Annotated in this window: 22 protein-coding genes, 1 tRNA gene and 1 pseudogene; 13 read left to right on the plus strand and 11 right to left on the minus strand. The window is 32.8% G+C overall.

The genetic code is table 11. From position 1 onward, the window contains the following. The first annotated feature begins 3 nt into the window (after window positions 1-3). The 6 genes from AAGD36_RS02340 (at window position 4) to AAGD36_RS02365 (ending at window position 4,704) form a co-directional block, all read left to right on the plus strand. Window positions 4-2,577 carry a hypothetical protein gene (locus AAGD36_RS02340; protein ID WP_341755780.1) on the plus strand — a complete coding sequence of 858 codons (2,574 nt, stop codon included), beginning with the start codon at window positions 4-6 and terminating at the stop codon, window positions 2,575-2,577. Between the two features lie 164 nt (window positions 2,578-2,741). Continuing rightward, window positions 2,742-3,041: a hypothetical protein gene (locus tag AAGD36_RS02345; protein WP_341755781.1), complete on the plus strand. Its 300-nt coding sequence runs from the start codon at window positions 2,742-2,744 to the stop codon at window positions 3,039-3,041. Between the two features lie 198 nt (window positions 3,042-3,239). Continuing rightward, the gene (locus tag AAGD36_RS02350) at window positions 3,240-3,539 is read left to right on the plus strand and encodes a hypothetical protein (protein WP_341755782.1); all 300 of its coding nucleotides are present in this window, start codon (window positions 3,240-3,242) and stop codon (window positions 3,537-3,539) included. Window positions 3,540-3,556: 17 nt separating this feature from the next. Continuing rightward, on the plus strand, window positions 3,557-4,030 hold the full coding sequence (locus tag AAGD36_RS02355) for a hypothetical protein (RefSeq protein WP_341755783.1): 474 nt from the start codon (window positions 3,557-3,559) through the stop codon (window positions 4,028-4,030). Beyond that, a complete protein-coding gene (locus tag AAGD36_RS02360; protein WP_341755784.1) occupies window positions 4,008-4,466 on the plus strand; it encodes a lysozyme in 459 nt (152 codons plus the stop codon). Before AAGD36_RS02355 ends, AAGD36_RS02360 begins: the two co-directional genes overlap by 23 nt. Window positions 4,467-4,506: 40 nt before the next feature. Then, the gene (locus tag AAGD36_RS02365) at window positions 4,507-4,704 is read left to right on the plus strand and encodes a hypothetical protein (protein WP_341755785.1); all 198 of its coding nucleotides are present in this window, start codon (window positions 4,507-4,509) and stop codon (window positions 4,702-4,704) included. Between the two features lie 442 nt (window positions 4,705-5,146). Here AAGD36_RS02365 and AAGD36_RS02370 read toward each other — a convergent pair whose 3' ends face one another. Both AAGD36_RS02370 and AAGD36_RS02375 read right to left on the minus strand, forming a co-directional pair. Further along, window positions 5,147-5,995, minus strand: coding sequence for a hypothetical protein (locus AAGD36_RS02370; RefSeq protein WP_341755786.1), 849 nt, complete (start codon window positions 5,993-5,995; stop codon window positions 5,147-5,149). Between the two features lie 60 nt (window positions 5,996-6,055). After that, a complete protein-coding gene (locus tag AAGD36_RS02375; RefSeq protein WP_341755787.1) occupies window positions 6,056-6,448 on the minus strand; it encodes an MFS transporter in 393 nt (130 codons plus the stop codon). Between the two features lie 132 nt (window positions 6,449-6,580). On the opposite strand from AAGD36_RS02375, the gene AAGD36_RS02380 reads away from it, so the two are divergent. Beyond that, window positions 6,581-7,228, plus strand: coding sequence for a Panacea domain-containing protein (locus tag AAGD36_RS02380; protein WP_341755788.1), 648 nt, complete (start codon window positions 6,581-6,583; stop codon window positions 7,226-7,228). 222 nt (window positions 7,229-7,450) lie between these two features. Beyond that, window positions 7,451-8,002, plus strand: coding sequence for an ankyrin repeat domain-containing protein (locus AAGD36_RS02385; RefSeq protein WP_341755789.1), 552 nt, complete (start codon window positions 7,451-7,453; stop codon window positions 8,000-8,002). Window positions 8,003-8,180: 178 nt separating this feature from the next. On the opposite strand, the gene AAGD36_RS02390 is transcribed toward AAGD36_RS02385, so the two are convergent. Further along, a complete protein-coding gene (locus AAGD36_RS02390; RefSeq protein ID WP_341755790.1) occupies window positions 8,181-8,918 on the minus strand; it encodes an HD domain-containing protein in 738 nt (245 codons plus the stop codon). A gap of 206 nt (window positions 8,919-9,124) precedes the next feature. After that, window positions 9,125-9,370, minus strand: coding sequence for a tyrosine-type recombinase/integrase (locus tag AAGD36_RS02395; protein ID WP_341755791.1), 246 nt, complete (start codon window positions 9,368-9,370; stop codon window positions 9,125-9,127). Window positions 9,371-9,498: 128 nt separating this feature from the next. On the opposite strand from AAGD36_RS02395, the pseudogene AAGD36_RS02400 reads away from it, so the two are divergent. Continuing rightward, window positions 9,499-10,549, plus strand: a pseudogene (locus AAGD36_RS02400) (IS110 family transposase). 324 nt (window positions 10,550-10,873) lie between these two features. Here AAGD36_RS02400 and AAGD36_RS02405 read toward each other — a convergent pair. Together AAGD36_RS02405 and AAGD36_RS02410 are read right to left on the minus strand one after the other, a co-directional pair. After that, complete coding sequence (locus AAGD36_RS02405; protein WP_341755792.1) at window positions 10,874-11,449, minus strand: tyrosine-type recombinase/integrase; 576 nt, start codon at window positions 11,447-11,449, stop codon at window positions 10,874-10,876. A gap of 354 nt (window positions 11,450-11,803) precedes the next feature. Then, a tRNA-Pro gene (locus AAGD36_RS02410) sits at window positions 11,804-11,880 on the minus strand. A 118-nt stretch (window positions 11,881-11,998) separates the two neighbouring features. Between AAGD36_RS02410 and trmD the strand changes: the two genes are divergently transcribed. Continuing rightward, window positions 11,999-12,715 carry a tRNA (guanosine(37)-N1)-methyltransferase TrmD gene (gene trmD / locus AAGD36_RS02415; protein ID WP_341755793.1) on the plus strand — a complete coding sequence of 239 codons (717 nt, stop codon included), beginning with the start codon at window positions 11,999-12,001 and terminating at the stop codon, window positions 12,713-12,715. Beyond that, window positions 12,715-13,140 carry a 50S ribosomal protein L19 gene (gene rplS, locus AAGD36_RS02420; protein WP_341755794.1) on the plus strand — a complete coding sequence of 142 codons (426 nt, stop codon included), beginning with the start codon at window positions 12,715-12,717 and terminating at the stop codon, window positions 13,138-13,140. The genes trmD and rplS overlap by 1 nt, the downstream gene beginning before the upstream one ends. A gap of 11 nt (window positions 13,141-13,151) precedes the next feature. Here the strand turns inward: rplS and recN are convergent, their stop codons facing one another. The 4 genes from recN to rseP all read right to left on the minus strand — a co-directional run bounded on the left by recN (window position 13,152) and on the right by rseP (window position 19,639). Further along, window positions 13,152-14,864: a DNA repair protein RecN gene (recN, locus tag AAGD36_RS02425; RefSeq protein ID WP_341755795.1), complete on the minus strand. Its 1,713-nt coding sequence runs from the start codon at window positions 14,862-14,864 to the stop codon at window positions 13,152-13,154. Between the two features lie 489 nt (window positions 14,865-15,353). Next, window positions 15,354-16,133, minus strand: coding sequence for an outer membrane protein assembly factor BamD (locus AAGD36_RS02430; protein ID WP_341755796.1), 780 nt, complete (start codon window positions 16,131-16,133; stop codon window positions 15,354-15,356). A gap of 81 nt (window positions 16,134-16,214) precedes the next feature. Then, window positions 16,215-18,530: an outer membrane protein assembly factor BamA gene (gene bamA, locus AAGD36_RS02435; protein ID WP_410521241.1), complete on the minus strand. Its 2,316-nt coding sequence runs from the start codon at window positions 18,528-18,530 to the stop codon at window positions 16,215-16,217. A 41-nt stretch (window positions 18,531-18,571) separates the two neighbouring features. Continuing rightward, entirely contained in the window at window positions 18,572-19,639 is a 1,068-nt protein-coding gene (gene rseP / locus AAGD36_RS02440; RefSeq protein WP_341755797.1) for an RIP metalloprotease RseP, read from the minus strand. A gap of 91 nt (window positions 19,640-19,730) precedes the next feature. Between rseP and nusB the strand changes: the two genes are divergently transcribed. Beyond that, window positions 19,731-20,213: a transcription antitermination factor NusB gene (gene nusB / locus AAGD36_RS02445; protein WP_341755798.1), complete on the plus strand. Its 483-nt coding sequence runs from the start codon at window positions 19,731-19,733 to the stop codon at window positions 20,211-20,213. Further along, window positions 20,203-20,901, plus strand: coding sequence for an RlmE family RNA methyltransferase (locus AAGD36_RS02450; protein WP_341755799.1), 699 nt, complete (start codon window positions 20,203-20,205; stop codon window positions 20,899-20,901). The genes nusB and AAGD36_RS02450 overlap by 11 nt, the downstream gene beginning before the upstream one ends. A 36-nt stretch (window positions 20,902-20,937) precedes the next feature. On the opposite strand, the gene dnaJ is transcribed toward AAGD36_RS02450, so the two are convergent. Further along, window positions 20,938-22,065 carry a molecular chaperone DnaJ gene (gene dnaJ / locus AAGD36_RS02455; RefSeq protein WP_341751849.1) on the minus strand — a complete coding sequence of 376 codons (1,128 nt, stop codon included), beginning with the start codon at window positions 22,063-22,065 and terminating at the stop codon, window positions 20,938-20,940. Between the last annotated feature and the right edge of the window lie 8 nt (window positions 22,066-22,073).

Raw genomic sequence — 22,073 nt, forward strand, 5'->3', positions numbered from 1 at the left:
GAAATGCTACACCAACTATTTGCCACTGGTGGTGATGAAACAAAAATACCTAATATATTTTTACAACAGTTAAATGAACAAAAAAATAAGTTATGGCGAATCTATGATAACTATAGCAGTAACCTTGAGTTTATGGAGATTCAACAGCGACTACAAGATATGGATACTGGTATTTGGCATAGATTAGAATCAATGCAACAACAACTTAAAGCTTACGATCTAGATACAACAGACTTGTATATTGCCGCTAGACAATTAGAGGACGGTAAGCTGATTGATTTGGATGATCCAAATAACGCTAAATCTCTCTTTGAGGGACAACATCAATCCGTAATTTATCAGACAGAATCAGAGAAAATAGAGAAAACTAAACAAGCTCAGCAAGACAAACAAACTAAACATTTACTAGATGAGTTAGTAGAAGCCAAGAATTACATTGATCGTTTCCCTCTTGCTCCATCAGAAGGTTTTAAAGATTACTTAAAACAAGTTAATTTAAGGCAAGTAACTATTTCTCGAGAGTTGGAAAGTGGTTTAATCAATGATTTAATCAAAGCTGACTTATTGGAAATATTTAAAGATAAACATTATGAAAGAGCAATAGCCCAAGAAATATATAATATTACTGGTCAAGATAAGAAGGCAACTAATTCACCAAAGGTAGTTGCTTGTGCTAAAATTATTGATAAATGGCAAAATGCAGCGATAACTCGAGCTAACCGAGCTGGGGCAGATATCGAGCAGTTACCCGGTTATATCACTCGTCAGTCACATAATTCCTATGCCATTAGACAAGCTGGGTTTGCCAGCTGGCAAGAGTTTATTAGTCCGTTACTTGATTGGCAGATAATGGATAAGGATATTGATCTGCGGCAAGTCTTTAATAATCTTGCAACCGGTAAGCATTTATATCAATGTGACGAATATTTACCAAGCTCGTTTTATCTGACTAATATAGCCAAATATTTCAAGTCAGCAAGGAAGCTACATTTTAAATCAGTTGATAGCTGGCTTAAATATAATGAAATATTTGGTAAGCATAATTTATTCCATTCGATAGCGATTAATTTACAAAAACTTGGCAAAGCTACTGGGTTGTTAGAAAGTATGGGCAAAGATCCAAAAGCTACTTTAAATAAATTAAAAGAACATTATATAGAAGGACTGCAAGCAAAAGCGGCTAATAATGACAAACTTGCTTTAGCTGAATTAGAGTTTTTAGGTAGGAGGAAACTGGATGACATACTTGATTTAATGATTGGCATTACTCCTGATAATCAATTACTAGCTAGTATCGATAGAAATTTACGTAACATCAAGATATTATCTAGCCTTGGTAATATCACTTTGTCTTCAATACCCGATAGTGCCGTTTTTGTAGCAGAACAAATGTATCATGGTTTGCCAATGATTCAAGCATTTGCCAATATTGCTAAAGCTCTAACCTATAGTTTCAGTTCTAAAGAGAAGAAAGAATTTGCTAGACTGCTAGGTGTTGGTATTGAAAATCTGCTAGGTCACAGTTATTCAGAACTAAATGCTGAGCAGCCAATAGCTGGCATGCTAACTAAAGCTACTAATTTTTATTTTAAAATTAACCTAATGGATTGGTGGAATAATAGCTTTAAATCAACGCTTGGGTTAATATTATCCAATCATCTTGCTTATCACGTGCAAAGACCTTATGCCAAAGCCCCTAGACAATTAACAACAATATTAGAATGTTACGGCATCAATGAAAACAACTGGCATTTATATAGATTTTTAATACAAAAAGCAGCCGATAATAAAGAATATATTATTCCTACTAGGGAAATACCACATAATGTACTAAAAGAACATTTCATTAAATATGTTGCTAACAAAGAATTTACTACTGACGATGCATTAAAATTAGAAGATGCTATTAAAAATAATTTCCGAAGATATCTACAAGACAGAGTTGATACTGGTATTCCGGAAGCTCATGCGTCGGAAAGATACTTTACTACTCTTGGTACTAATGCTGGTACGCCGCTTGGGGCAGCTGTGAGAATGCTACTACAATTCAAGCAATATCCAATTACTTATATAGCAAGACCATTAAAAGATTATGTTGTAGGGCAACTACCATTAAATGAGCGAACTGGTAGCACCAAAGATATTATACGTGGTTTAACTAGTCCCAAAATAGTTGCTACCATGTTTAGTTTAGCTACTATTGGCGGCTATTTATCATTAGCAGCTAAAAACCTATCGCAAGGTGAAGAGCTGCCCAATCCTCTTGATCCTAAAATATTCCAAATAGCTATGTTAAAAGGAGGTGGTGGAGGATTTTTGAGTGATTTTACCCTTAGTCATTATAATCGATATGGTCATAGCTTTAGTCAAGCGATGCTTGGCCCCATTCTTGCTGACGTTAATGATGTAATGTCGATCTATAGCAATATTTGGGATGGTAATGAGGATAAGGCAAAAGACTTGGCTAAGAAATTGGTTTGTCGTAATATACCGGGACGAAATTTATTTTATTTACCAATAGCCCTAAATCTACTAACCATAAATCCCAATGCATTGAATTGTTATCAAAAAAAATAACTATAAATGTGATGTAAAAATATCACAAAATATGATGCAAAATGCAATTTTCCATGTTATAATAGACATCTTTTTTTTAACTAGCGATGGTAGAGAGATTTTGACCACAAAATTACCTATCAAAGTATCTATCAAAGCTAGTTTCTAGATAGTAGGAGGTTTATATGAGAACAATAGTCGTAACGCTTAACACGTTACAAAAGATCGAAAAGCTTAGAAAAATCATGGTTAATGTCCATACCAGCAATAGTAATGATTTGCCGGATATAGCAAAATTTAATTGGGACAAGGTTCTTATACCGAGTCAAGTAGAGAAAGCAGAATTGCATATAGGGACTCGCAGCAAAACTGACACTATAGAAATTCCAAGAAGCTCACTAAGCTTTCTCATTGGCAATCAACCTCCTTTCACCAAAGTATCCATGAATTCCGAGGATGAAGCTAAGTATATAGTTCTACCATGAAACTTAACTACCCAGGTTGGTAAAGACAATCTAAAGAACCTGATTGGCTGTATTCCTAGTAATGCTAGGACTCTAGAATATAAAATATCTGTTAAGAGTCAGAGTAATAGTCTTAATGACTCTACTAGCAACCTTGCTAGCACTAAAGATTTAAGTCAAAGTGTAACTTCCCTAGCTAGCTTGCATTTATCCGACGTTATGGCAGAAGATGAAATAGAAGTATTGCTAAATAAAATAGAGGATTTAGAACAACGTCTAAGTATGACCGCACAAACTTGGACTTTAGAGTGTCCAATTAATGTAATAGGGCGTGGTGATGGTTCGAACATCCTAAGTATGTCTAGATGTACTCTTACACTTGCTGGTAATTCTATAACTGCAACAAATGTGAAATCTTATGTCAGCGTTGATAATGTTGCAGGTAATGTTATCCTTGATATTGTTAATAAAAAATTGACTATTGGTGGTAGTCGTTGTGGTCCTATTGATATTCATTAAATGAAGGTGATAATTGTATGATAGCGATATTAAGTGCATTTCTAGGATTTTTCAGTAGTTTCATACCGGAGATTTTGAATTTCCTCAAGGATCAGAAAGATAAAAAGCATGAGTTGGCTTTAATGGATCGGCAAGCTAAATTTTCTAAGATAAATCATACTTCTCGGCTTGAAGAAATTCAAATTAAGGCTGATAGCGATGAAAGTAAGTCTTTGTATCAATATGCTGGGATGCAAATAGCAAGTAGCACAAACAACGGTAATTGGATCAATAGTTTGGCAGCTAGTGTTAGACCAGTGATTACTTATGTTTTCTTTTTGCTCTATGCGGTCTTAAAAATAGCCATCTTTCTAAAATATGGTGCATCGATTGCTACAATATGGACTAATGAGGATCAGGGAATATTTTGTGCAGTTATTGGCTTTTGGTTCGGTCATCGAGCCTTTGGTAGATACCGAGGTAATGGTTATGGTAAATTTTATGGATATTAATAATCAAGCAGAATATCTAATTAAGAGCTTTGAGGGGCTAAGGTTGCAGCCATATTACTGCCCGGCAGGATTAAAGACTATTGGTTGGGGACATGTTATCAAAGACGATAAACAACAACAGGAAGTTGAGAGTATTACTGAAGAACAAGCGGTATGCTTACTTAAGCAGGATATGGCACAAGCTAAATCTACCCTTTATCGTCATTGCCGCATACCATTAAGCTACTCACAAGAGGGAGCTTTGATATCATTTATCTTCAACTGTGGAGCTGCTGCCTTTCAAACTTCGACTTTAAGGCAAAAACTACTACGAGGTGAATATTTACTAGCGGCTGATGAATTTCCTAAATGGGTTCATGCTCGCGGTATTAGACTTCAAGGCTTGGTTAGAAGACGATTGCTAGAGAGAGAAGTATTTTTGCAAGGAATTAGTTAACAGTAATGATTGACAAAAATAACATATAACGAGGAGTAAAATGTTAACCCAAACTAATCAAGATATAGATAATAACCAACATGCTATTAGTCCAATCAAAAAGAAAGCAAATGGTACTATACAACATAGTATAGCGTTGCCCTCAGCGATGTACTCAAATAATTTGAAAAAAACGAAAAAAAATAATAAATTGCAAGATACTATTATTGATGAGCAGCTGCCAAATCCTACTATATAACAAACTCCTCTTCTTCCTTCTCTTTCACCTTCAGCAGTACCCCAAACTATTGAGCAGGCAAGAAAAGTCTATATGCTATTTCCAGTGACAATATTGCCAGCCAAAATATCATTGAAGCCAATGAGTCGATAGCCGAGAAAGTAGCAGAATTAAACAAGCTGGAAGAACTACAACAAACCCTACTTACCACGGAAAATACTTTGAAACTTGAAGTGATGAACTATATGCAACTGCACACTTACCTAAAAAAAGGTGATCATATTCTTGTTTCATGGAAAAGCACCACTCGCAAAACCTTTGAAATACCTAAGTTTAAAGAAGATTTTCCCGACCTGTATACTACATATGTCAAAGAAATCTCTACTCGAAATTTTAGGCTGTATTAAAATGAGAATACTTACCTTTGCGATACTCATTATAATATTGCTTATAGCAGTTAAGTTTATAGATTTTGTATAGTTACTGGATTAATAAAACCAGCTTGCTTCTCTAACTTTTCAAAGTGATAGATGGCAAAAGCAAACCCTAGGGTTATTGGAATCATAATAACTAATAACCCATAATTACCAAAATATTCTATTAGGTAAACAAGACCAAAAGAAGCAATAATGTGCATTAAAGTACGAGACAAAGCGAAAGACAAACTAACGTGAGTACATCGTCTAAAAATAGGAATATGTCGGAAAAAAATTGTATCAGCTGGCATGGAGTAGAAACCAAATACCACAGTAATGAATTGGATTAGCAATATGACAAAGGGGGTTTTATAATGGTCTAGTAAATAAGGACAACTAATAACAAAAATACAAAATATTACTAGTCTTATCTTAAGAATTCTTAATGGGTATATTTTATAACTTGAATAAGCAAAGATTGAATAGCCAACCAAAGATAACATCGAAAGAATAAAATTATGATGAATTACTGCCTCCGACGAATAACCAAAAGAGTTTTTTAAAATGCCACTACAATGGATATAGGCAAAATAGAAGCATATAGACCATCCACACTGTATCAAGAAGTAAGCTAACATTGTTGTCATATTAAATTTTGTAGGCTCAATAGAATTATCCACTACTGATCTTTGCCTTAGCAATTTTGGTGTTTCTTTCAGCATTGTCCTAGCCATTACTCCAACAGCAGCAATTAATGCACCTGCCCAAAAAGCCATACGCCAACTGATTCCAAATGACGTACTAAAAGATGCTATACCAAGTGCTGCCATTCCTCCGATGATCGTACAAACTGAAACTAATGCGACAACCGGATATTGAATGGGTGGCTTGGTCATTTCAGTCAGAAAAAGTTCTGTACCTACTATTTCTCCTAAGGATGATATGCCCTGCAGAATTCAACATATGATAATTATCCAAGTAGAGACAATACCTATTTGGTCATAAACAGGTAAATTAGCAATAATAATACATGAAATAGCCATTATAAAAGTTGTTGTAACAATTGTTGCTTTGTAACCAATATTATCTCCTATATAACCAAAAATCAAAGCACCAACAGGTCTGAATATATAGGTCAAACAAAAAGTTAAAGCAGCGAGGAGTGAAGCAGCCTGGGGGTCAGTCTTAGGAAAAAATAGATCATTTAACAGAATTGCTAAATGAATATACAGCATCAGATCAAAATACTCTAAAAATGTACCTATTAAAAGTAAACCTGTAGTATATTTTTGCTCTGTTGTTAGATGAGTCTGAGTAAGTAGTACTTTTGATTGAATCATTTCATCCATAGTTATACCCTTTACATACTATTTTAGTATATCTTAACATTATTAATATTAATTTAAAATGAATTTTTTACTAATAGTATGTTAATAAATAACAAATGTGTTATAAAAATAATTAGATAAAAAAATAGAACTATGCAAGTACTGCTCGAAAAAAGAATATTAAGCTGCTTTGATGTAGCTAATTACTTCCTTGTTTTAGTAGATAGAGAAGCTGGAGATACTATAACTCAACTAAAATTGCAGAAGTTAATTTATTTTGCTCAAGGGATAAGCCTTGCTTTATTAGATAGACCTTTGTTTAATGAAGAAATTGAAGCATGGGAACAGGGTGCTGTAGTTAGGGTATTGCAGAAAACATTTGGTAATTTTAAAGATGATGCTATTCCAGCCCCTAGTGAAATTGATTTTGAATTATATGATAAAGAAGAAAAAGAATTGATTTACAAAGTGTATTCTATTTATGGAGAGCATACAGCCTCTTACTTACGCCATCTAACTCACGAACATTCAATTTGGCATGATGCTATAGCCACAGATAACAAGATTATCAGTAAACAAAAGATGAGTGAATTTTCTAAAAAACTCATTAACCCTAAATTTTTCTTAATTTCAGAGGAAGATGACTTAAAAATAACAGTTGCCGAAGATCAATGGTGGATGAATTATGATAGTGGAGTTCCAGCTGAAGACGTGACTAATGAAATCTTGGAATCAATAGAAGAACTTAAAGCAGGAAAAGGCATTGAACACAAAAAAATTAACCATTATATAAAAATCTGAGATTCTACATCAAAATCACTAAATATATATATTCCTAAAATTCTGTTACTATTTAGACACATATTTCTAAACTTTTGTTTACTATTTTAATTATTGTTTAGTATTTATTAATTATAAACTGCTAAACTAACTTAAATAACCTAAATTATAAGATTATGATTATGTGTTATCCACTTTTTTCTTCTTGTTAATCTTTATTATTATGTACTGAAGGAGGTTATTATGAAATTGAAATTTATTGAAGTTATTAAATATCTACAATCAGGAAAAAATATTAAGGAAATAGATTTGAGGTATAACAAAATAGGAGCTGAAGGGGCTAAGTATCTAGCACAAGCCTTACAGCACAATAACTCTGTTACTTCAATAGATTTGGGGGATAACAACATAGGAGATGAATTACTAAAAGATATAGATGAACTGTTAGAGAAAAACAAATTACAAGCCATAGAAGCATTAAAGATCGACCAAACAATAGACTCTAGTTTTCATGATGATCTAGACAGTAAAAAAAATGAAGCATTGTCAGTAACATCCAATAAACCAACAGATTTTGGTGATACTCTGATGCATATAGCACATTCCCAAGGTAACAAAGAGGATATTAGATTATTACATAAATGTGGAGCTAAGATTAATGTTCAAAATATCCAAGGCAAAACGCCTCTACATTGTTTGTTAGAAAGCAAGGAAGTTAGCACAACAACTAAGCTAGGAATGATAAGAGAATTTCACCAGTTTATACAATGTGACACTTCAGGATCAAGACGGTAAAACAGTAAGAGATTATGCTATGGAATATTGCCAAGAATCACTGCCTTTACTTGGTATTAGTGAGTTGTAAGAGAATTATCAATACCTCTTCGCGGTAATTTAGTATATATATTATTACTCCTTTGACCTTGTTTACCTAGTTGAACACTCCCAGTAGTGGGGATATTAGTTATCATGATTACAGTAATTGTTGGGTTTTGCTTTGCTCTACTGTATGTTCTAGAGCTAGAGAGAGAAGCTGAAAACCATCCTCAAAAAAAATTTCTTTCTCTAGGGAAGATTGTTTAATATCTAAATGTTGATAGCATAGGTCAAGCATTTGTTGTGTTATTGTTGGTATTTCTAAATATACAGCTAAAGTTATAAAATAGGTCATAGTTTCTTCTATAATCTTTCTAGCTTTTTCCGGTGATTTAGCTCCTAGAGTTTGTAAGTTATGAATTCGATCAAAAATTTTAATCAATGCTACATCATATTTTTTTTGTTGAAATAATAAATCTAAAGTCTCTTTGGAGCTGATCTTGCCATAAGGCTTGACCCTTGTTAGATCTTCTACTGCAGTTGCCACTAGACTTCCAAAAATTTCAGCAATCATCTTTTCAGTAAGTTCTGTATCTTCGATGGTGTCGTGTAGTAATGCGGTTACTATCATGTCAGTTCTAAACAATATTGGCATATTTAAAGCTGTATAGTTAGCAAGCATATAAGCTACTTCAATCGGGTGTGAGTAATATGGTTCACCAGACTGTCTCATTTGGCTGCCGTGATATTTTCGAGCATAAAAAATCCCTTTTTTGACTTCGATAATATCCACTGGCTGCATTACTTTTTTGTTTAGCAGAATCACCTGATCCTCTAACTTCTTAGAATAACCGCAAGACTGGTATTCTGCCTGCCAATGGTTAATATTTTTCATAAAATGCCTATAATAATTTTTCATTATAAAACATATTAAACTAAAAATTAAGATATTTTTAACTCTGTTACATAAATGTTTATAAAAATAAAGACTAATTGAATATCTGAATTTCAATTACACCATATTACCCTTGCGTACGTTTAAGCTCTCTTAACTGTTGCTCTAATTCCTCTATCCTATTACATAGTGCTTCAGTATTATTGTTAGCTCTTTCTGTTTCTATTTAAAATAGTTACTTTATTTTCTTTTGAAGACATTAGGTTTTTCATGGCTTTCTCTCTAAATGTTCTAACTTGATCACTCTCTATAATATCATATATTTTTGTTGATTTTAGATCCTTATGACCTAACGCTTCACCTATTAACTCTCTATCAGCTCCAGCTTTACGCATCAAACAACCGTGCGTTCTTCTTAAATCATGAATCCTTAACTCATCAATATTAGCCAATTGACAAATTTTCTTCCACGCTCTCTTAGGTAATGGTATGGAACTACCCTATATACAGAATGAATAGCAGATGTTATTCTTCTAGATTTAATATTTAATGTATTAAAACAACAATAGGGAGTCCCAAAATGGAATATAACATAATAGGAATAGATTTAGCAAAAAATATTTTTCATTTGCATGCAGTAGATAAATATGGAAAAAATATTTTTAAGAAAAAATTAACAAGAGAAAAGTTTTTAGATTTTATGGCTAACCAACCAAAATCATTAGTGGGAATGGAAGCATGTGGTGGTTCTAATCATTGGGCTAGAGAGATAACAAAATTTGTTCATGATGTCAAGTTGATGACACCACAATTTGTTAAACCATATGTTAAGAGCAATAAAAATGATTTTAAAGATGCAGAAGCAATATGCAAAGCAGTAGGTCGTCCTACGATGAGATTTGTACCAATAAAGTCGGTAGAGCAACAGGATGTTTTGTCTATTCACCGGGTTCGAGAAAGATTGGTAAAAAATCGTACAGCTTTGGCAAATGAAATTAGGGGTTTATTGCATGAATTTGGCGTAACTATACGCAAGAGGAGTAAATAAAATAATTAGCCATGTAAATACAGCTATGGACGGCAATAAACTGAGTAATAAGAGTAAAGAAACATTTTGTTTATTACTGGAAGAATTTAGAGATAATAATAAGAGAATTATAGATTTAGAAAAACGATTAAATCAGATTGCTAAAAATAATGAGAACCATGCTAAATTAATGGCAATACCAGGGTTAGGTTTAATAACTGCAACGGCATTAACAGCCTCAATTGGCAATGCAGCAAATTTTGAAAATGGTAGACAATTATCAGCATGGCTTGGTTTAGTACCAAAGCAGCACTCAACTGGTGGGAAAGAAAGATTATTAGGAATTAGTAAAAGAGGCGACGTATATTTACGTAATTTATTAATCCATGGAGCCCGGTCTGTTTTTACCGTTAGGGTATTAAGAACTAAGAAACTGGATAAAGTAACAGGTGATAAGAGCAAATTCACTGATTGGATGTTTAGACTACAAGAGAGACGAGGTTATAATACTAGTGTAGTGGCGGTGGCAAATAAATTAGCAAGAGTAGTGTTTGCAGTACTAAGAAATGATCAGCCATATAGTGAAACAAAAGTATGTTACTAAAAGTTTAATATTAATTATTTTTATAAAGGTGGCTGATTTTTTAAAAATTTAAATAAATAAGGTTTAAATTTTAAAAAATCAGCGGTTGGAATAAAATAATTAAAGTAAGGAATTCCTACCAAGGAATATGCGAGAGATGATAATATTGATGATGAATAAGACAAACCTTAGCTTATGAAAAAACTGTTTAACTCACAGGCTCAAATGAAGTCGTTAAGGTGATAATGTTAAAGTTCATAAGTTAGCGAATTCCATCAGGGCTATGGCACTTTATTGAGCCTTAAGTCGAATACATGACTGCATTTGCTTTTTTTCTGTCAAGTATTATTTTTTTCTTGCATTTTTGGGTAGTTCCATACATGTTAAATGACCACAGCGACTCCTATCGCTAGGAAATATCCATATTGATCCAGTTTTATTCTCCTCTTTCCTTCTTGCCAACATTGTTATGGCATCTTCTACTAAATGAATTGGGAGTGCTTTGCGATTCTTAGTTTGAACAGCTGGTATATACCATATTCTATCTTCAAAATTAATATTATTCCATTTTATAGACAAAACATTACTTTTCCTTGCCCCAGTAAGTAATGATAGTAAAAATACATCTGCCATTTGCCTATTTGTACTTGTCTTAATTGCATCAATAAATCTTGACATTCCCTCTTTGGTGTTAATATATCTTTCCCTCGCTTGTTCTTCATGTTCTTCAATACCAATAGCCGGATTCTTCCCTAATAGCCCCAAGGCAATAGCTTTATTGAATACCGCCCTTAACAACTCAAAAAACCTGTTAGCACTATATTTGACCCTATTACTAATAACATTAAATATTTTCTGAATATCTTCCCTCGTTATAGCCGATATCTTTTTATCATACAAATCATCACCATCTCGATTCATTGTATCAATAGCATCTTCCCAATTCGTATTCTTACGCTTACAGTGTTCTTCAATATATTTATCAAAAAAACTGTTTAAAGGTTAGCTCAGTTGCCTTAGTTGGTTGATGATTTATTTCATTGTTTAAAATAGGTGACTTGTTAAAAGGGTGAATGCCTTTGTTGTTCTGACCCTTGATTTCAACTGATTTTTCTCTAGCTTCTACAAGAGAAATATCATTAGGTAACTTCTCTAATCTATCATTATGGAAGTTACCTAATCTAATAAATCTTGAAGTTTGAGTAAATGAAGAAATCTTATAAGTATTAGGGTTTTAATGACTAAAAAGGAGGTATTAAATTACAATGAAATTTGTGGTCGGAGCAGAGAGATTTGAACTCCCGACCCTTTGGTCCCAAACCAAATGCGCTACCAGGCTGCGCCATGCTCCGAAAAATAAATGATGAAGATTAACAATAAAGTGTTAGTGGATTCATATTGCCTAATTATATAAACTATAATATAAGTCAAATCAATTTTTTTATTTTAAAATTTCATCATATTTATTAAATGTCTTCATTACATGCATCAATATTAACCATATTTCCAGAAATGTTCCCTGGATTTTTGCAATATTCCCTTGCAGGGCAAGCCTTAGAAAAGGGTATATGGTCTTATAATGTGGTTAATATAAAAGATTTTGGATTAACTCGGCATAAAAATGTTGATGATGAGCCTTATGGTGGTGGTAACGGACTGATAATGCGTCCAGATGTGGTGGGTAGTTGTATAGATCATGTTTTGTCTTCAAATCCTAATGCCAAAATATATTATCCCTCACCAAGAGGAAAGCTATTTACCCAAAATATTGCTCGTGAAATTATACAAGAAAAGCAAATAATAATTTTATGTGGTCGCTTTGAAGGGGTTGACGAACGTGTAATTGAAGAGTATAATATGACGGAAATTAGTATAGGGGATTATATTTTATCTGGTGGTGAGGTGGCAGCTCTTGCTATTCTTGATTGCTTGATTAGATTACTTCCAAATGTATTACTGAATCAAGACACATTGCAATCAGAATCTTTTGAGGAAAATGGAGAGTTCGCTGGATTGCTTGAATGTCCTCTATATACGAGACCGGCAAAGTGGAAAAATAGAGAAGTTCCGAGTATTTTGTTGTCTGGTAATCATCAATTAATTAAAGATTGGAAAAGCAAGCAATCTTTAGAGATTACAAAAAAACGTAGACCGGATTTATTAAATATTTATAGGAGTTTAAGGTAATGAATATTATTGAAGAGTTTGAACAACAGCAAATTCTAAAACTAACGGAAAATAAAAAGATTCCTGACTTTAAAGCAGGGGATACTGTAAAGGTTACTGTAAAAATAATTGATCGAGCAGTTGAAAAAGATGGTAAGGAAAAATTACTGGAAAGATTTCAAATGTATGAAGGCGTAGTAATTGCTAGAAGAAATAGGGGTGTTGCATCTTCTTTTGTAGTTCGTAAGGTCAGTCATGGTGAAGGTGTGGAAAGACGATTTATGATTTGCTCACCAATTGTACATTCGATTGAAGTTGTTAAATATGGTGTAGTACGTCGTGCTAAACTATATTACTTAAGAAATCTAAGTGGTAAAGCAGCTAGAATTAAAGAAAAACTTCAAGTAAATCCTAATAAAGTAATTAAGAAAAAGGTGGTTGCTTAAGGGAAGGGCGGCTAAGGATGTAGAAGCTCTTTAGCTGCCTTCAAACTCGCATCGGTAATGGATTTACCTGAGATCATGCGAGCAAGTTCGACCTGCCTCTCTTGAAGATTTAGATTTTTTATAGTAATTTTAGTACTTTCATTCAATTGTAGCTTGTTAACGACAATATGCTGATCTGCCTTACCTGCCACTTGCGGTTGATGAGTAATTGTGATAACTTGAGCAATAGAGCTAAGCTTTTTTAGTTTTTCTCCTACTTTATCGGCTACGATACCACCAATTCCCGTATCTATTTCATCAAAAATAATAGTTTCCTTAATTAGTTTATCAAAAAGACAAATTTTTAGTGCTAACATAAATCTTGATAATTCACCACCAGAAGCAATTTTATCAATAGGAGCAAGTTGCATGCCAGGGTTAGTTGAGGCAACGAAACGCACATTATCGATACCATTATCTGATACCTTAGATAACATTACTTTAGAAGTATCCCTGCCTTCCAAAAAATGTTTATTGTCATTTTGGTTTGCAATATTATCCTTAGATACTATTTCTACTTTAAAAATCGCTTTTTCCATTTTAAGTTGTTCAAGCTCTTTTTGCATAGCTAATTCTAGGTTCTTGGCTATTTTAGAACGCTGATGCGATAAAGTTTCAGCTAGTTCAAAATATTTTTTATGACCAGCTAGCTTATTAATATCTAGGATTTTAACGTTATTAATTTTATCCTTCAGGGCATTTAGTTGTTGGTTAGAATTGTCAACAAATTCAGGTATTTTATCGCAAGAAATATTATATTTTCGTGCTATATCACGGATTTTAAACAGCCTTTCTTCTATTTCATCTAAGTTAAATTCATTTGTATCGAAGTTATTAATAATGTTTTGTAATTTTATACGTGCTTCTTCTAGACTATTATAACAATCATCTAAATTTAATGAAATAGAGGCAAATTCTTCATTTTCCTGTAAGTTACGGGCTATTAAACGTTGAACATTAGTAATGGACTTATTAATTTCAGGAGTTTCAAGATGTGATAATATATCTTGAGTTACTTGTATTTCTTTATCACGATTTTGTAAACTGCGTCTTATAGTGGTAAGTTTTTCTTCTTCTCCTACTTGATAGTCAAGAGTTTTTAATTCCTTGGTTACAAAATTTAAATAATCTATCTCTCGTTCTATAGTATCTTTATCTTTTGTGACTTTATTGATTTCTTTAGTAGTTGCTTGTAAAATATTGAAATGCTCGGATAATTCAGCTCTTAAACCTAGAAGGTTTCCATAATCGTCTAGAATATTAATATGGGAGGAGGGGGTAAGAAGGGTAGTAGGGCTATTTTGTCCATGAAGTTCAAATAAATAATCTGCTACTTGTTGTAAGGTATTTACTGTCACCGCTTGATCATTTATAAGAAATTTTTTGCGGTTACCAGATTTTTGGATACGTTTTATTAGTAATTCTTGGTCACACTCAATATTAAATTGTTCCAAAAGCTTTTTTAAATCATTATTGAGAGTAAATGTTGTAGCAACCGTACAATAATCGCATCCATGTTTTATTACATTATCAGAGAATTTGTTACCTAAAGAGAACAAAATTGCATCTAGCAAAATAGACTTACCAGCTCCAGTTTCACCGGTAATCACACATAGTCCTTTTTCAAACTCTATGTTCAATTCATCTATCAGAATAAAATTCTTTACCGAAAGACTTTGTAACATTCTGCCTCTTGTATAACTCTACTTCTGTTGGTGATTTGGGCATCTAGGTCACTCGATACCGTCTAATGCGGATTCAGGATAAGAATTAGTTAATTCTTATCCCGAATTCGCGTAAATAAGTTTTGCTTAATATATCCTTTATCTGCATACATAATTCCAGTTAAACCATTGGTTAACTCAGGTATACTCAGGTAGAACTTCAAGAATTGGCGTTCCCGCGACCAAAGATCGAAGCTGCCTAGTTACTCATGTACGCTACGCTGCTCGACTTTGCTACTGCCTAGCTCTTCTTGAAGTTCACCGAGTATATAATGAAACTGTTGCAATAAACCCATATATAGAACCTAAATAAGGTACTTATGCTAGAGAATTTGTAGAAGAGGCAAGAAAAGCAGAAAACCGTAAGCAGTATGAAAGTCTGCATTATAGATTTGAACCCAAGAGTGACATAAAATTTACCAGCAAAAGTAGAATTGTAAAAAAATTCTATTATTGCGATGGTGTTTTATTTGGTCCCTTTGGAAAGTTGTTAATAAACGGTTGACAATATTTATACCAGTTACTATCCGGATAGTTGTGACCAAGTACTGCAGCATATTTCTTTGCTTCAATGTTAAGTCCCAACATTAAATAACTTTCCACTAAACGATAAAGTGCTTCTGGTATATGTGATGTAGTTTGGTAATTATCCACAATAAGCTGAAATCTATTGATAGCAGCTATCGGGTTATTTCTACTGAGATAATAACGACCTACATCCATTTCCTTACCGGCTAAATGATCATTTACTAAATCAATTTTTAAAGATGCATCAATTGAATATTTTGTTTTAGGGAAAAGTTTTATAACATCTTCAAAACTTTCTTTAGCTAAAAGGGTTCTTGATTGATCAAGCTGTACATTTGAGATTTGCATATAATACGATAATGCCTTTAGGTAATACGCATATGCAATATCTTCATGCATTGGATGCAGCTTAATAAAAGTATCAAGTACATCTACCGCTTCCTCATACTGACATGCTAAAAATAAAGAATAGGCTTGCATTAACTCAGCTTGAGGAGTCATTTTATTACCAGGATCTTGATAGAAAATCCTAGAAAATTCTTCAGCAGCTTTCAAATATTTTTGTTTTTCCAGTAAAACAAGACCATCATTGTATAATTCAGGAGCTGGAACAATTAAATCTTCATCTATCTTCTTAGTTTTACAGCTAGATAAAGCTAAGCAGGTAGTGATGGTATAAAATAATAATTTTGTTAATTTCATATAGAGCTTACAAGTTTTTTTAAATTTAATCTCTTAATTATATAGGATTTTACTATATTATATCGAACTCATGTTACAATATTAAAAATGTGTAGAAAACTTTAGATGGAAAAGTTGCTTTTCATCATAAGGTTTCTTTTTAATTGGCCAAGCCCAATCCATTCTGATAGGGGCAAAGCGAGTAACCCATATAAAACCCACCCCAACAGAAGCACGAAGTGATTTATCATTATAAAAACTATCAGATTTATAAATACTTTTAGAATTTAATCCTACACCCCAAAGACTACCAGCATCCATAAAAACAGCTCCAGTTAAATTAAAATCTTCTGGTAAACCAGTTGGAAAGTTGAGTTCTGTTGAAAATGTATAATATTTTTCTCCGCCAAGACCTTCATTTGTTGTTTTTTCTCTAGGACCTATTCCACTAGCAGCAAATCCTCTAAGGCTATAATCACCCAAATTAAACCGATCAGAAATTCTTACAGTTTTACCTCCTACACCCATAATATCACCAACACTACTTGAAAGTTTTAAAGTGAATTTATTATTGATAAAAGATTTAAAATATTTACCTTCTAGTTCATGTTTTAAATATTTATTATTACCCCCAACACCAGCAAATTCCTGAGTGCCGCTAATAACATAACCATTTTTAGGAATAATCCTACTATCAAGCTGATCATAAGTGATAGTATGTCCGATGGCTGATGTGATGAATTTTCCCATCTGTTCAGTTAAGAATATAGAGCTTGAATTACCTGGAGAGCTTAATACATCTCTCTTAAGAGTATAGTCAATTTCATGACTTAAGTCTTCCGCAATATTATAACCAAGAGAAGGTTTGAGTCCTATAGATTTTAACGTATAATTTTGATCTCCTTGTGAAAGAAATGAAGTCCCACGACCGCTATAATTATTGAAAACATTAAAACCTAGCGATACATCTTTATCAAGAAAATGAGGTTCGGTTATGCCAGCATAGTAACTAACACTCTTTCTTCCTACTTGTACTCCAGCATGTAACACTTTTCCAGTACCAATTAAATTACGTTCCAAAAATGATATACGTCCAAATGGACCTCCCGCTGTGTTATAGCCAGCATCAAAACTAATTGAAGATGTTGATTTTTCCTCAACGTCAATATTAATATCATATTTGTCTTTTCGTGTTGTTGGTGTAACGCTAATAAGTACTTTTTCAAAATAATCCAAATTGCGTAGATTCTGATGACCTTTTTCTATATAAGAACGGTTAAATATATCTCCTTCAGAAATTTTAAATTCTCGTCTAATAACTTTATCTTCAGTTTTTAGATTATTCATAATATTAATTTGATTAATAAATACTTTTTCTGCCTTATCTATAACAAATTTAATATCAGCAGTATTATCAGGGTTTTTACTACTTATATCAGGGTAAACATTAATTCCTGGATAACCTTTACTTGCAAAATGTGAAGAGATTTTATTTGCTATTTTATTTAAACTATTAATATTAAATGTATCACCCGACTTAACATTAATATATTTTTTAATTTCATTTATATCAATATTAGGTAATTTATTGTCAATAGTAATGTTGCCAAAATTATATTTTGCCCCTTCTTCAATAGAGTAAGTGATAGTAAAATATTCTTTGGTTGTATTGAGTTCTGCTGTAACAGAAATAACACGAAAATCGGCAAATCCTACTGACTGATAGAATTCCTTTAACAATTCTTTATCATACTCTAGGCGGTCTGGATCGTAGGTATCATTTGTTTCTAAAAAGTTAAACCATTTTGACTGTTTTGTTAGGATAACAGATTGTAGTTCTGTACTACGGTAATTATTATTTCCACTGAAATAGATTTTTTTAACAGTTGTTTTAGGTCCTTCTGCAATATCAAAAGTAACTTTTACTCTGTCATTCTCAAGTCTCTCAATTTTTGGCGTTACGGTTGTAGAAAAACGACCTGAACGTTTGTATATCTCTTTAATTTTTTCCACATCTAGTTGGATTTTAGCTGGACTCATTGATTCACCAGACATGGTAAGCAATTCTTTTGATAATGAGGATGTTTTGATTTTAGAATTACCTGTAAACACTACTTTAGTAATAAACGGAGTTTCTGATACAGTAACTATCAAATTACCACCATTGCCTAGTGTAATACTTATATTGTCAAACAAAGACGTTGAGTAAAGGTTTTTGATTGCTTCATCTCCTTTGGATGTATTATATTCTTCTCCTACTTGAAGCTTTAAGTAATTTTCAATAGTCGATTTTTCGATTATTTTATTACCTTGAATAGTTATTTTTTTAATATACTCAGCCGATAAAGCTGATGTATTATATAAAACAGTTGTTGCCAAAATAGCTAGTTTAATAGTTGATTTGAAGTTTGTTTTCACAAGAACCTTCTTTTGTTTGGTTTTATAAGTCATACTAAAATTTAAAATACTAAGTTTTTTATATCATTTGACAAGGAAATTACAATAAGAAAAATAATTATCCCCATACCTAATCTTAGTATAGCATTTTTTATTGCCCCACTAAGTGTTTCTCCAAAAATTGTTTGATATATTATGAACATTAAATGTCCACCATCTAGAACTGGAATCGGTAGCAAATTAAGTAGACCTAGATTAATTGATATCATGGCAACAAATAGAGCAAAATTTGCTACCCCTTGTTCTAAAGATTTTCCTGATTCCTTGGCAATGGTAATTGGTCCACCAATTTCATTTAGCGATCTTGTTCCCATTAGCATTTGTCCAAAGTGTCTTAAAATTAAACCTGAGATATAAACAACATCTACAGAACCTTGATATATACTTTGGAAAATATTCATTTTAATGTAAATAGGTTCATTCTTAGCAATAACTCCTATATAAGGTCTTTTTATTTCAGGTTGATTATCCAGTTTTTGACTAATCTCTTTTGGAGTTATAACAATATCAATAATCTCATCATGCCTTTCAACTAAAAGATTGATGGGGTTAGTTCCGCTCATGAATATATTTCTCTGTAAATCGACAAAACTATCAATTTTATTAGTGCCAATCATAATAACTTTATCATTTTCTCTAAGCCCAGCTAATTCAGCAGGTGAATTGACCGCTACTTCACCAATTATAGGAGGTATTTCTACTTGACCATGAGAAAAATAAATAGTTGTGAATATGAGAATGGCTAACAAGTAATTAGCTATAGGTCCAGCAGCTATAATTAAGAATTGAACCCAAAGAGGCTTGCTAAGAAAAGCTATAGGTCTATTCACCTGTACATCTTTAAATATTGCAGGGTCAAATCCATAAATTTTAACGTAACCACCGAAGGGTAGGGTGCAAATTTTCCATTTTACGCCATCTTTGTCTATTTTAGAGAAGAGTTCCTTACCAAAACCTATCGAGAATTCCTCAACCTTTACTCCAAATATTTTAGCTATGTAATAATGCCCAAACTCATGAATAAAGACTAATAAGCTGATTGTTAGAATAAATCCGAATATTGATAACATACAACTCATTATTTTTTAAATAGGTTTACTAAATTATGCTTTTTTGCTATAGCTAATAGATTAAATATGTTACCAATACATCAAAGTTTTTATGACCACCAAAATTAGTACCAAAACAATAGCACGTATTGCTGCAGTACAAGCAATTTATCAGTATAAACCGGAGAGTCCTGATCAAAACATAGATCGGATCATGCAACAAATTGTTCAATTCTATCAAGATGAACGAGTAGCTAATGATTTAAACAAACCAATAAAAGTGAAGTTAAGTATAAGTTATTTTGAATTGTTAGTAAAGTCTGTAGTTCTAAATTTATCTCAAATTGATAAGATGATATCAAGGCATTTGACATCGGAATGGCAAATTACTAGCTTACCTGTTCTGCTTCTTGCTCTTTTGCGTGTGGCAATTTGTGAATTACAATTTTTTCCAAATGTTCCAAGTAAAGTGGTAATTAATGAATTCACCGATATTACAAGTGATATGTTGAATGAAAACGAAGTTGGCTTTGTTAATTCTGTATTGGATAGAATTGCTAAAAAAACTAGCGAGATCATGTGTCATGACATCTAATATATTAGGGTTTAGAGGTAAATTTGTTGCCATTAAAACTACAAAAAAGCGTAAAAATTCGTCAAAACAGTGGCTCACGCGCCAATTAAACGATCCATATGTTTCTAAAGCAAAGCTTGATGGTTATAGATCTAGATCAGCTTATAAGTTGCTGGAAATCCATGAAAAATTTAATCTGTTAAAACCAGGGATGAAATTAGTCGATTTAGGTGCTGCACCAGGTGGATGGAGTCAAGTGGCTAGCAGAATTATTAAATCTGATGAGTCACGTGGTAATAATAGCGTGATAATTGCAGTTGATTTACTTGACATCGAACCAATTATTGGTGTGCATTGTTTGCAAAAAGACTTTTATGCTGAAGATACAAAAGAGATTATTATAAAGATGCTCGATGGTAGTGCTGATGTGGTAATGAGTGATATGGCTGCGAATACGACGGGTCATGCAACAACTGACCATATTCGGACTCTTGACTTATGTGAGCATGCGATTGACTTTGCCTTAAAAATTTTAAGACCGGGTGGGCATTTTATTGCTAAAATTTTTCGAGGTGGTACGGAGAATAATGTGCTAAACAGAGTTAAACTTAATTTTCATAAGGTCAAGCATTTTAAACCATCTTCTAGTCGTAAAGAGTCAGTAGAGGTTTATTTAATTGCTTTAAATAAGAAATCTGAAGACAGTTAAGGAAAAACTTGATTATCGAGTAAAATGGATAAAATTTCATGACCATAAGTTTTTCATTTTATTAAAAAAACTAGCATCATCCTCATCTTTGTCGCTTGTAAATTCTTTATCCAGCAATTCTAGTAATTCTTTTTGTTTTTTATTAAGATTCTTTGGTATCTCAATATGTATGTGAGCAAACATATCACCTCTAATGCTTGATCTAACCTTAGACATACCTTTGCCTTTTAACCTAAGTTGTTCGCCATTTTGTGTGCCAGCGGGTATTTGTAATTTTACCTTACCGCCTTCTATATCGGGAACTTCTACTTCTCCACCTAAAACAGCTTTAATAAAGCTAATTGGTAGTCTACAATGCAAATTAATTCCATCAACTTTATAGAGGTCATGCGGTTTAATAGTAACAAAAATATACAAATCCCCGTTATTTCCTCCTCGCACTCCGGCATCTCCTTCACCGGTAAGCCTTATTCTAGTACCTTCTTCAATACCAGCTGGAATATTTACTAATAAATTTCTATGTTGTGAGTAACGCCCCTGACCATGACATTTTTTGCATGGATTTTTAATTATTTGTCCTGCACCTTGGCATTTTGCACAAGTTTGTTCTAATGTAAAGAAGCCTTGTTGTCTTCTAGTAACCCCTTGTCCTGCACAAGCGTCACATTTGGTCATTCCGGCATTACTTTCTGACCCGTTGCCGTTACATGTTTGGCATTTTACTTCACTGGTAAAACTAATATTTTTGTCGATACCACGAAATGCTTCTTGCAAAGTAACTGTGATATCATATTTTAGATCTGAACCTCTAATATTAGTTGATGGTCGTTGTCTTCTTGTCCCGCTGCCCATAAAATCATTAAAAAACTCACCAAATATATCATTTATATCAGGTCCACTATTGTTATGTCTTCCAGCTGACGATGCTCCACCTGAATTCTGAAAGGCATCATGTCCAAAACGATCATAGGCAGCTCTTTTTTGTTCATCTTTTAGGATATCATAAGCACTGCTTATTTCCTTGAACTTTTTTTCTGCTTGTTTATCCTGTGTATTACGGTCAGGATGATATTGCATCGCCAATTTATGATAAGCTTTTTTTAGCTCTTCCTGGGTAGCAGTTTTACTAACCCCAAGTATTTGGTAATAATCTTTTGTCGACATAATTAAGT

The sequence above is a fragment of the Candidatus Tisiphia endosymbiont of Ptychoptera albimana genome (assembly GCF_964026605.1).
In the GTDB taxonomy this organism is placed as follows: domain Bacteria; phylum Pseudomonadota; class Alphaproteobacteria; order Rickettsiales; family Rickettsiaceae; genus Tisiphia.

What these genes read in the sequence shown, in the direction of transcription:
- AAGD36_RS02450 (WP_341755799.1), top strand. Translation starts at nt 20,203, where the DNA reads ATGACATCTAATATATTAGGGTTTAGAGGTAAATTTGTTGCCATTAAA.
- AAGD36_RS02390 (WP_341755790.1), bottom strand. Translation starts at nt 8,918, where the DNA reads ATGAAAAATATTAACCATTGGCAGGCAGAATACCAGTCTTGCGGTTAT.
- AAGD36_RS02340 (WP_341755780.1), top strand. Translation starts at nt 4, where the DNA reads ATGCTACACCAACTATTTGCCACTGGTGGTGATGAAACAAAAATACCT.
- rseP (WP_341755797.1), bottom strand. Translation starts at nt 19,639, where the DNA reads ATGTTATCAATATTCGGATTTATTCTAACAATCAGCTTATTAGTCTTT.
- AAGD36_RS02375 (WP_341755787.1), bottom strand. Translation starts at nt 6,448, where the DNA reads ATGGATGAAATGATTCAATCAAAAGTACTACTTACTCAGACTCATCTA.
- AAGD36_RS02345 (WP_341755781.1), top strand. Translation starts at nt 2,742, where the DNA reads ATGAGAACAATAGTCGTAACGCTTAACACGTTACAAAAGATCGAAAAG.
- AAGD36_RS02405 (WP_341755792.1), bottom strand. Translation starts at nt 11,449, where the DNA reads ATGAATCGAGATGGTGATGATTTGTATGATAAAAAGATATCGGCTATA.
- AAGD36_RS02385 (WP_341755789.1), top strand. Translation starts at nt 7,451, where the DNA reads ATGAAATTGAAATTTATTGAAGTTATTAAATATCTACAATCAGGAAAA.
- recN (WP_341755795.1), bottom strand. Translation starts at nt 14,864, where the DNA reads ATGTTACAAAGTCTTTCGGTAAAGAATTTTATTCTGATAGATGAATTG.
- AAGD36_RS02360 (WP_341755784.1), top strand. Translation starts at nt 4,008, where the DNA reads ATGGTAAATTTTATGGATATTAATAATCAAGCAGAATATCTAATTAAG.
- AAGD36_RS02355 (WP_341755783.1), top strand. Translation starts at nt 3,557, where the DNA reads ATGATAGCGATATTAAGTGCATTTCTAGGATTTTTCAGTAGTTTCATA.
- AAGD36_RS02350 (WP_341755782.1), top strand. Translation starts at nt 3,240, where the DNA reads ATGGCAGAAGATGAAATAGAAGTATTGCTAAATAAAATAGAGGATTTA.
- rplS (WP_341755794.1), top strand. Translation starts at nt 12,715, where the DNA reads ATGAATATTATTGAAGAGTTTGAACAACAGCAAATTCTAAAACTAACG.
- AAGD36_RS02370 (WP_341755786.1), bottom strand. Translation starts at nt 5,995, where the DNA reads ATGACCAAGCCACCCATTCAATATCCGGTTGTCGCATTAGTTTCAGTT.
- trmD (WP_341755793.1), top strand. Translation starts at nt 11,999, where the DNA reads ATGTCTTCATTACATGCATCAATATTAACCATATTTCCAGAAATGTTC.
- AAGD36_RS02365 (WP_341755785.1), top strand. Translation starts at nt 4,507, where the DNA reads ATGTTAACCCAAACTAATCAAGATATAGATAATAACCAACATGCTATT.
- nusB (WP_341755798.1), top strand. Translation starts at nt 19,731, where the DNA reads ATGACCACCAAAATTAGTACCAAAACAATAGCACGTATTGCTGCAGTA.
- AAGD36_RS02430 (WP_341755796.1), bottom strand. Translation starts at nt 16,133, where the DNA reads ATGAAATTAACAAAATTATTATTTTATACCATCACTACCTGCTTAGCT.
- dnaJ (WP_341751849.1), bottom strand. Translation starts at nt 22,065, where the DNA reads ATGTCGACAAAAGATTATTACCAAATACTTGGGGTTAGTAAAACTGCT.
- AAGD36_RS02380 (WP_341755788.1), top strand. Translation starts at nt 6,581, where the DNA reads ATGCAAGTACTGCTCGAAAAAAGAATATTAAGCTGCTTTGATGTAGCT.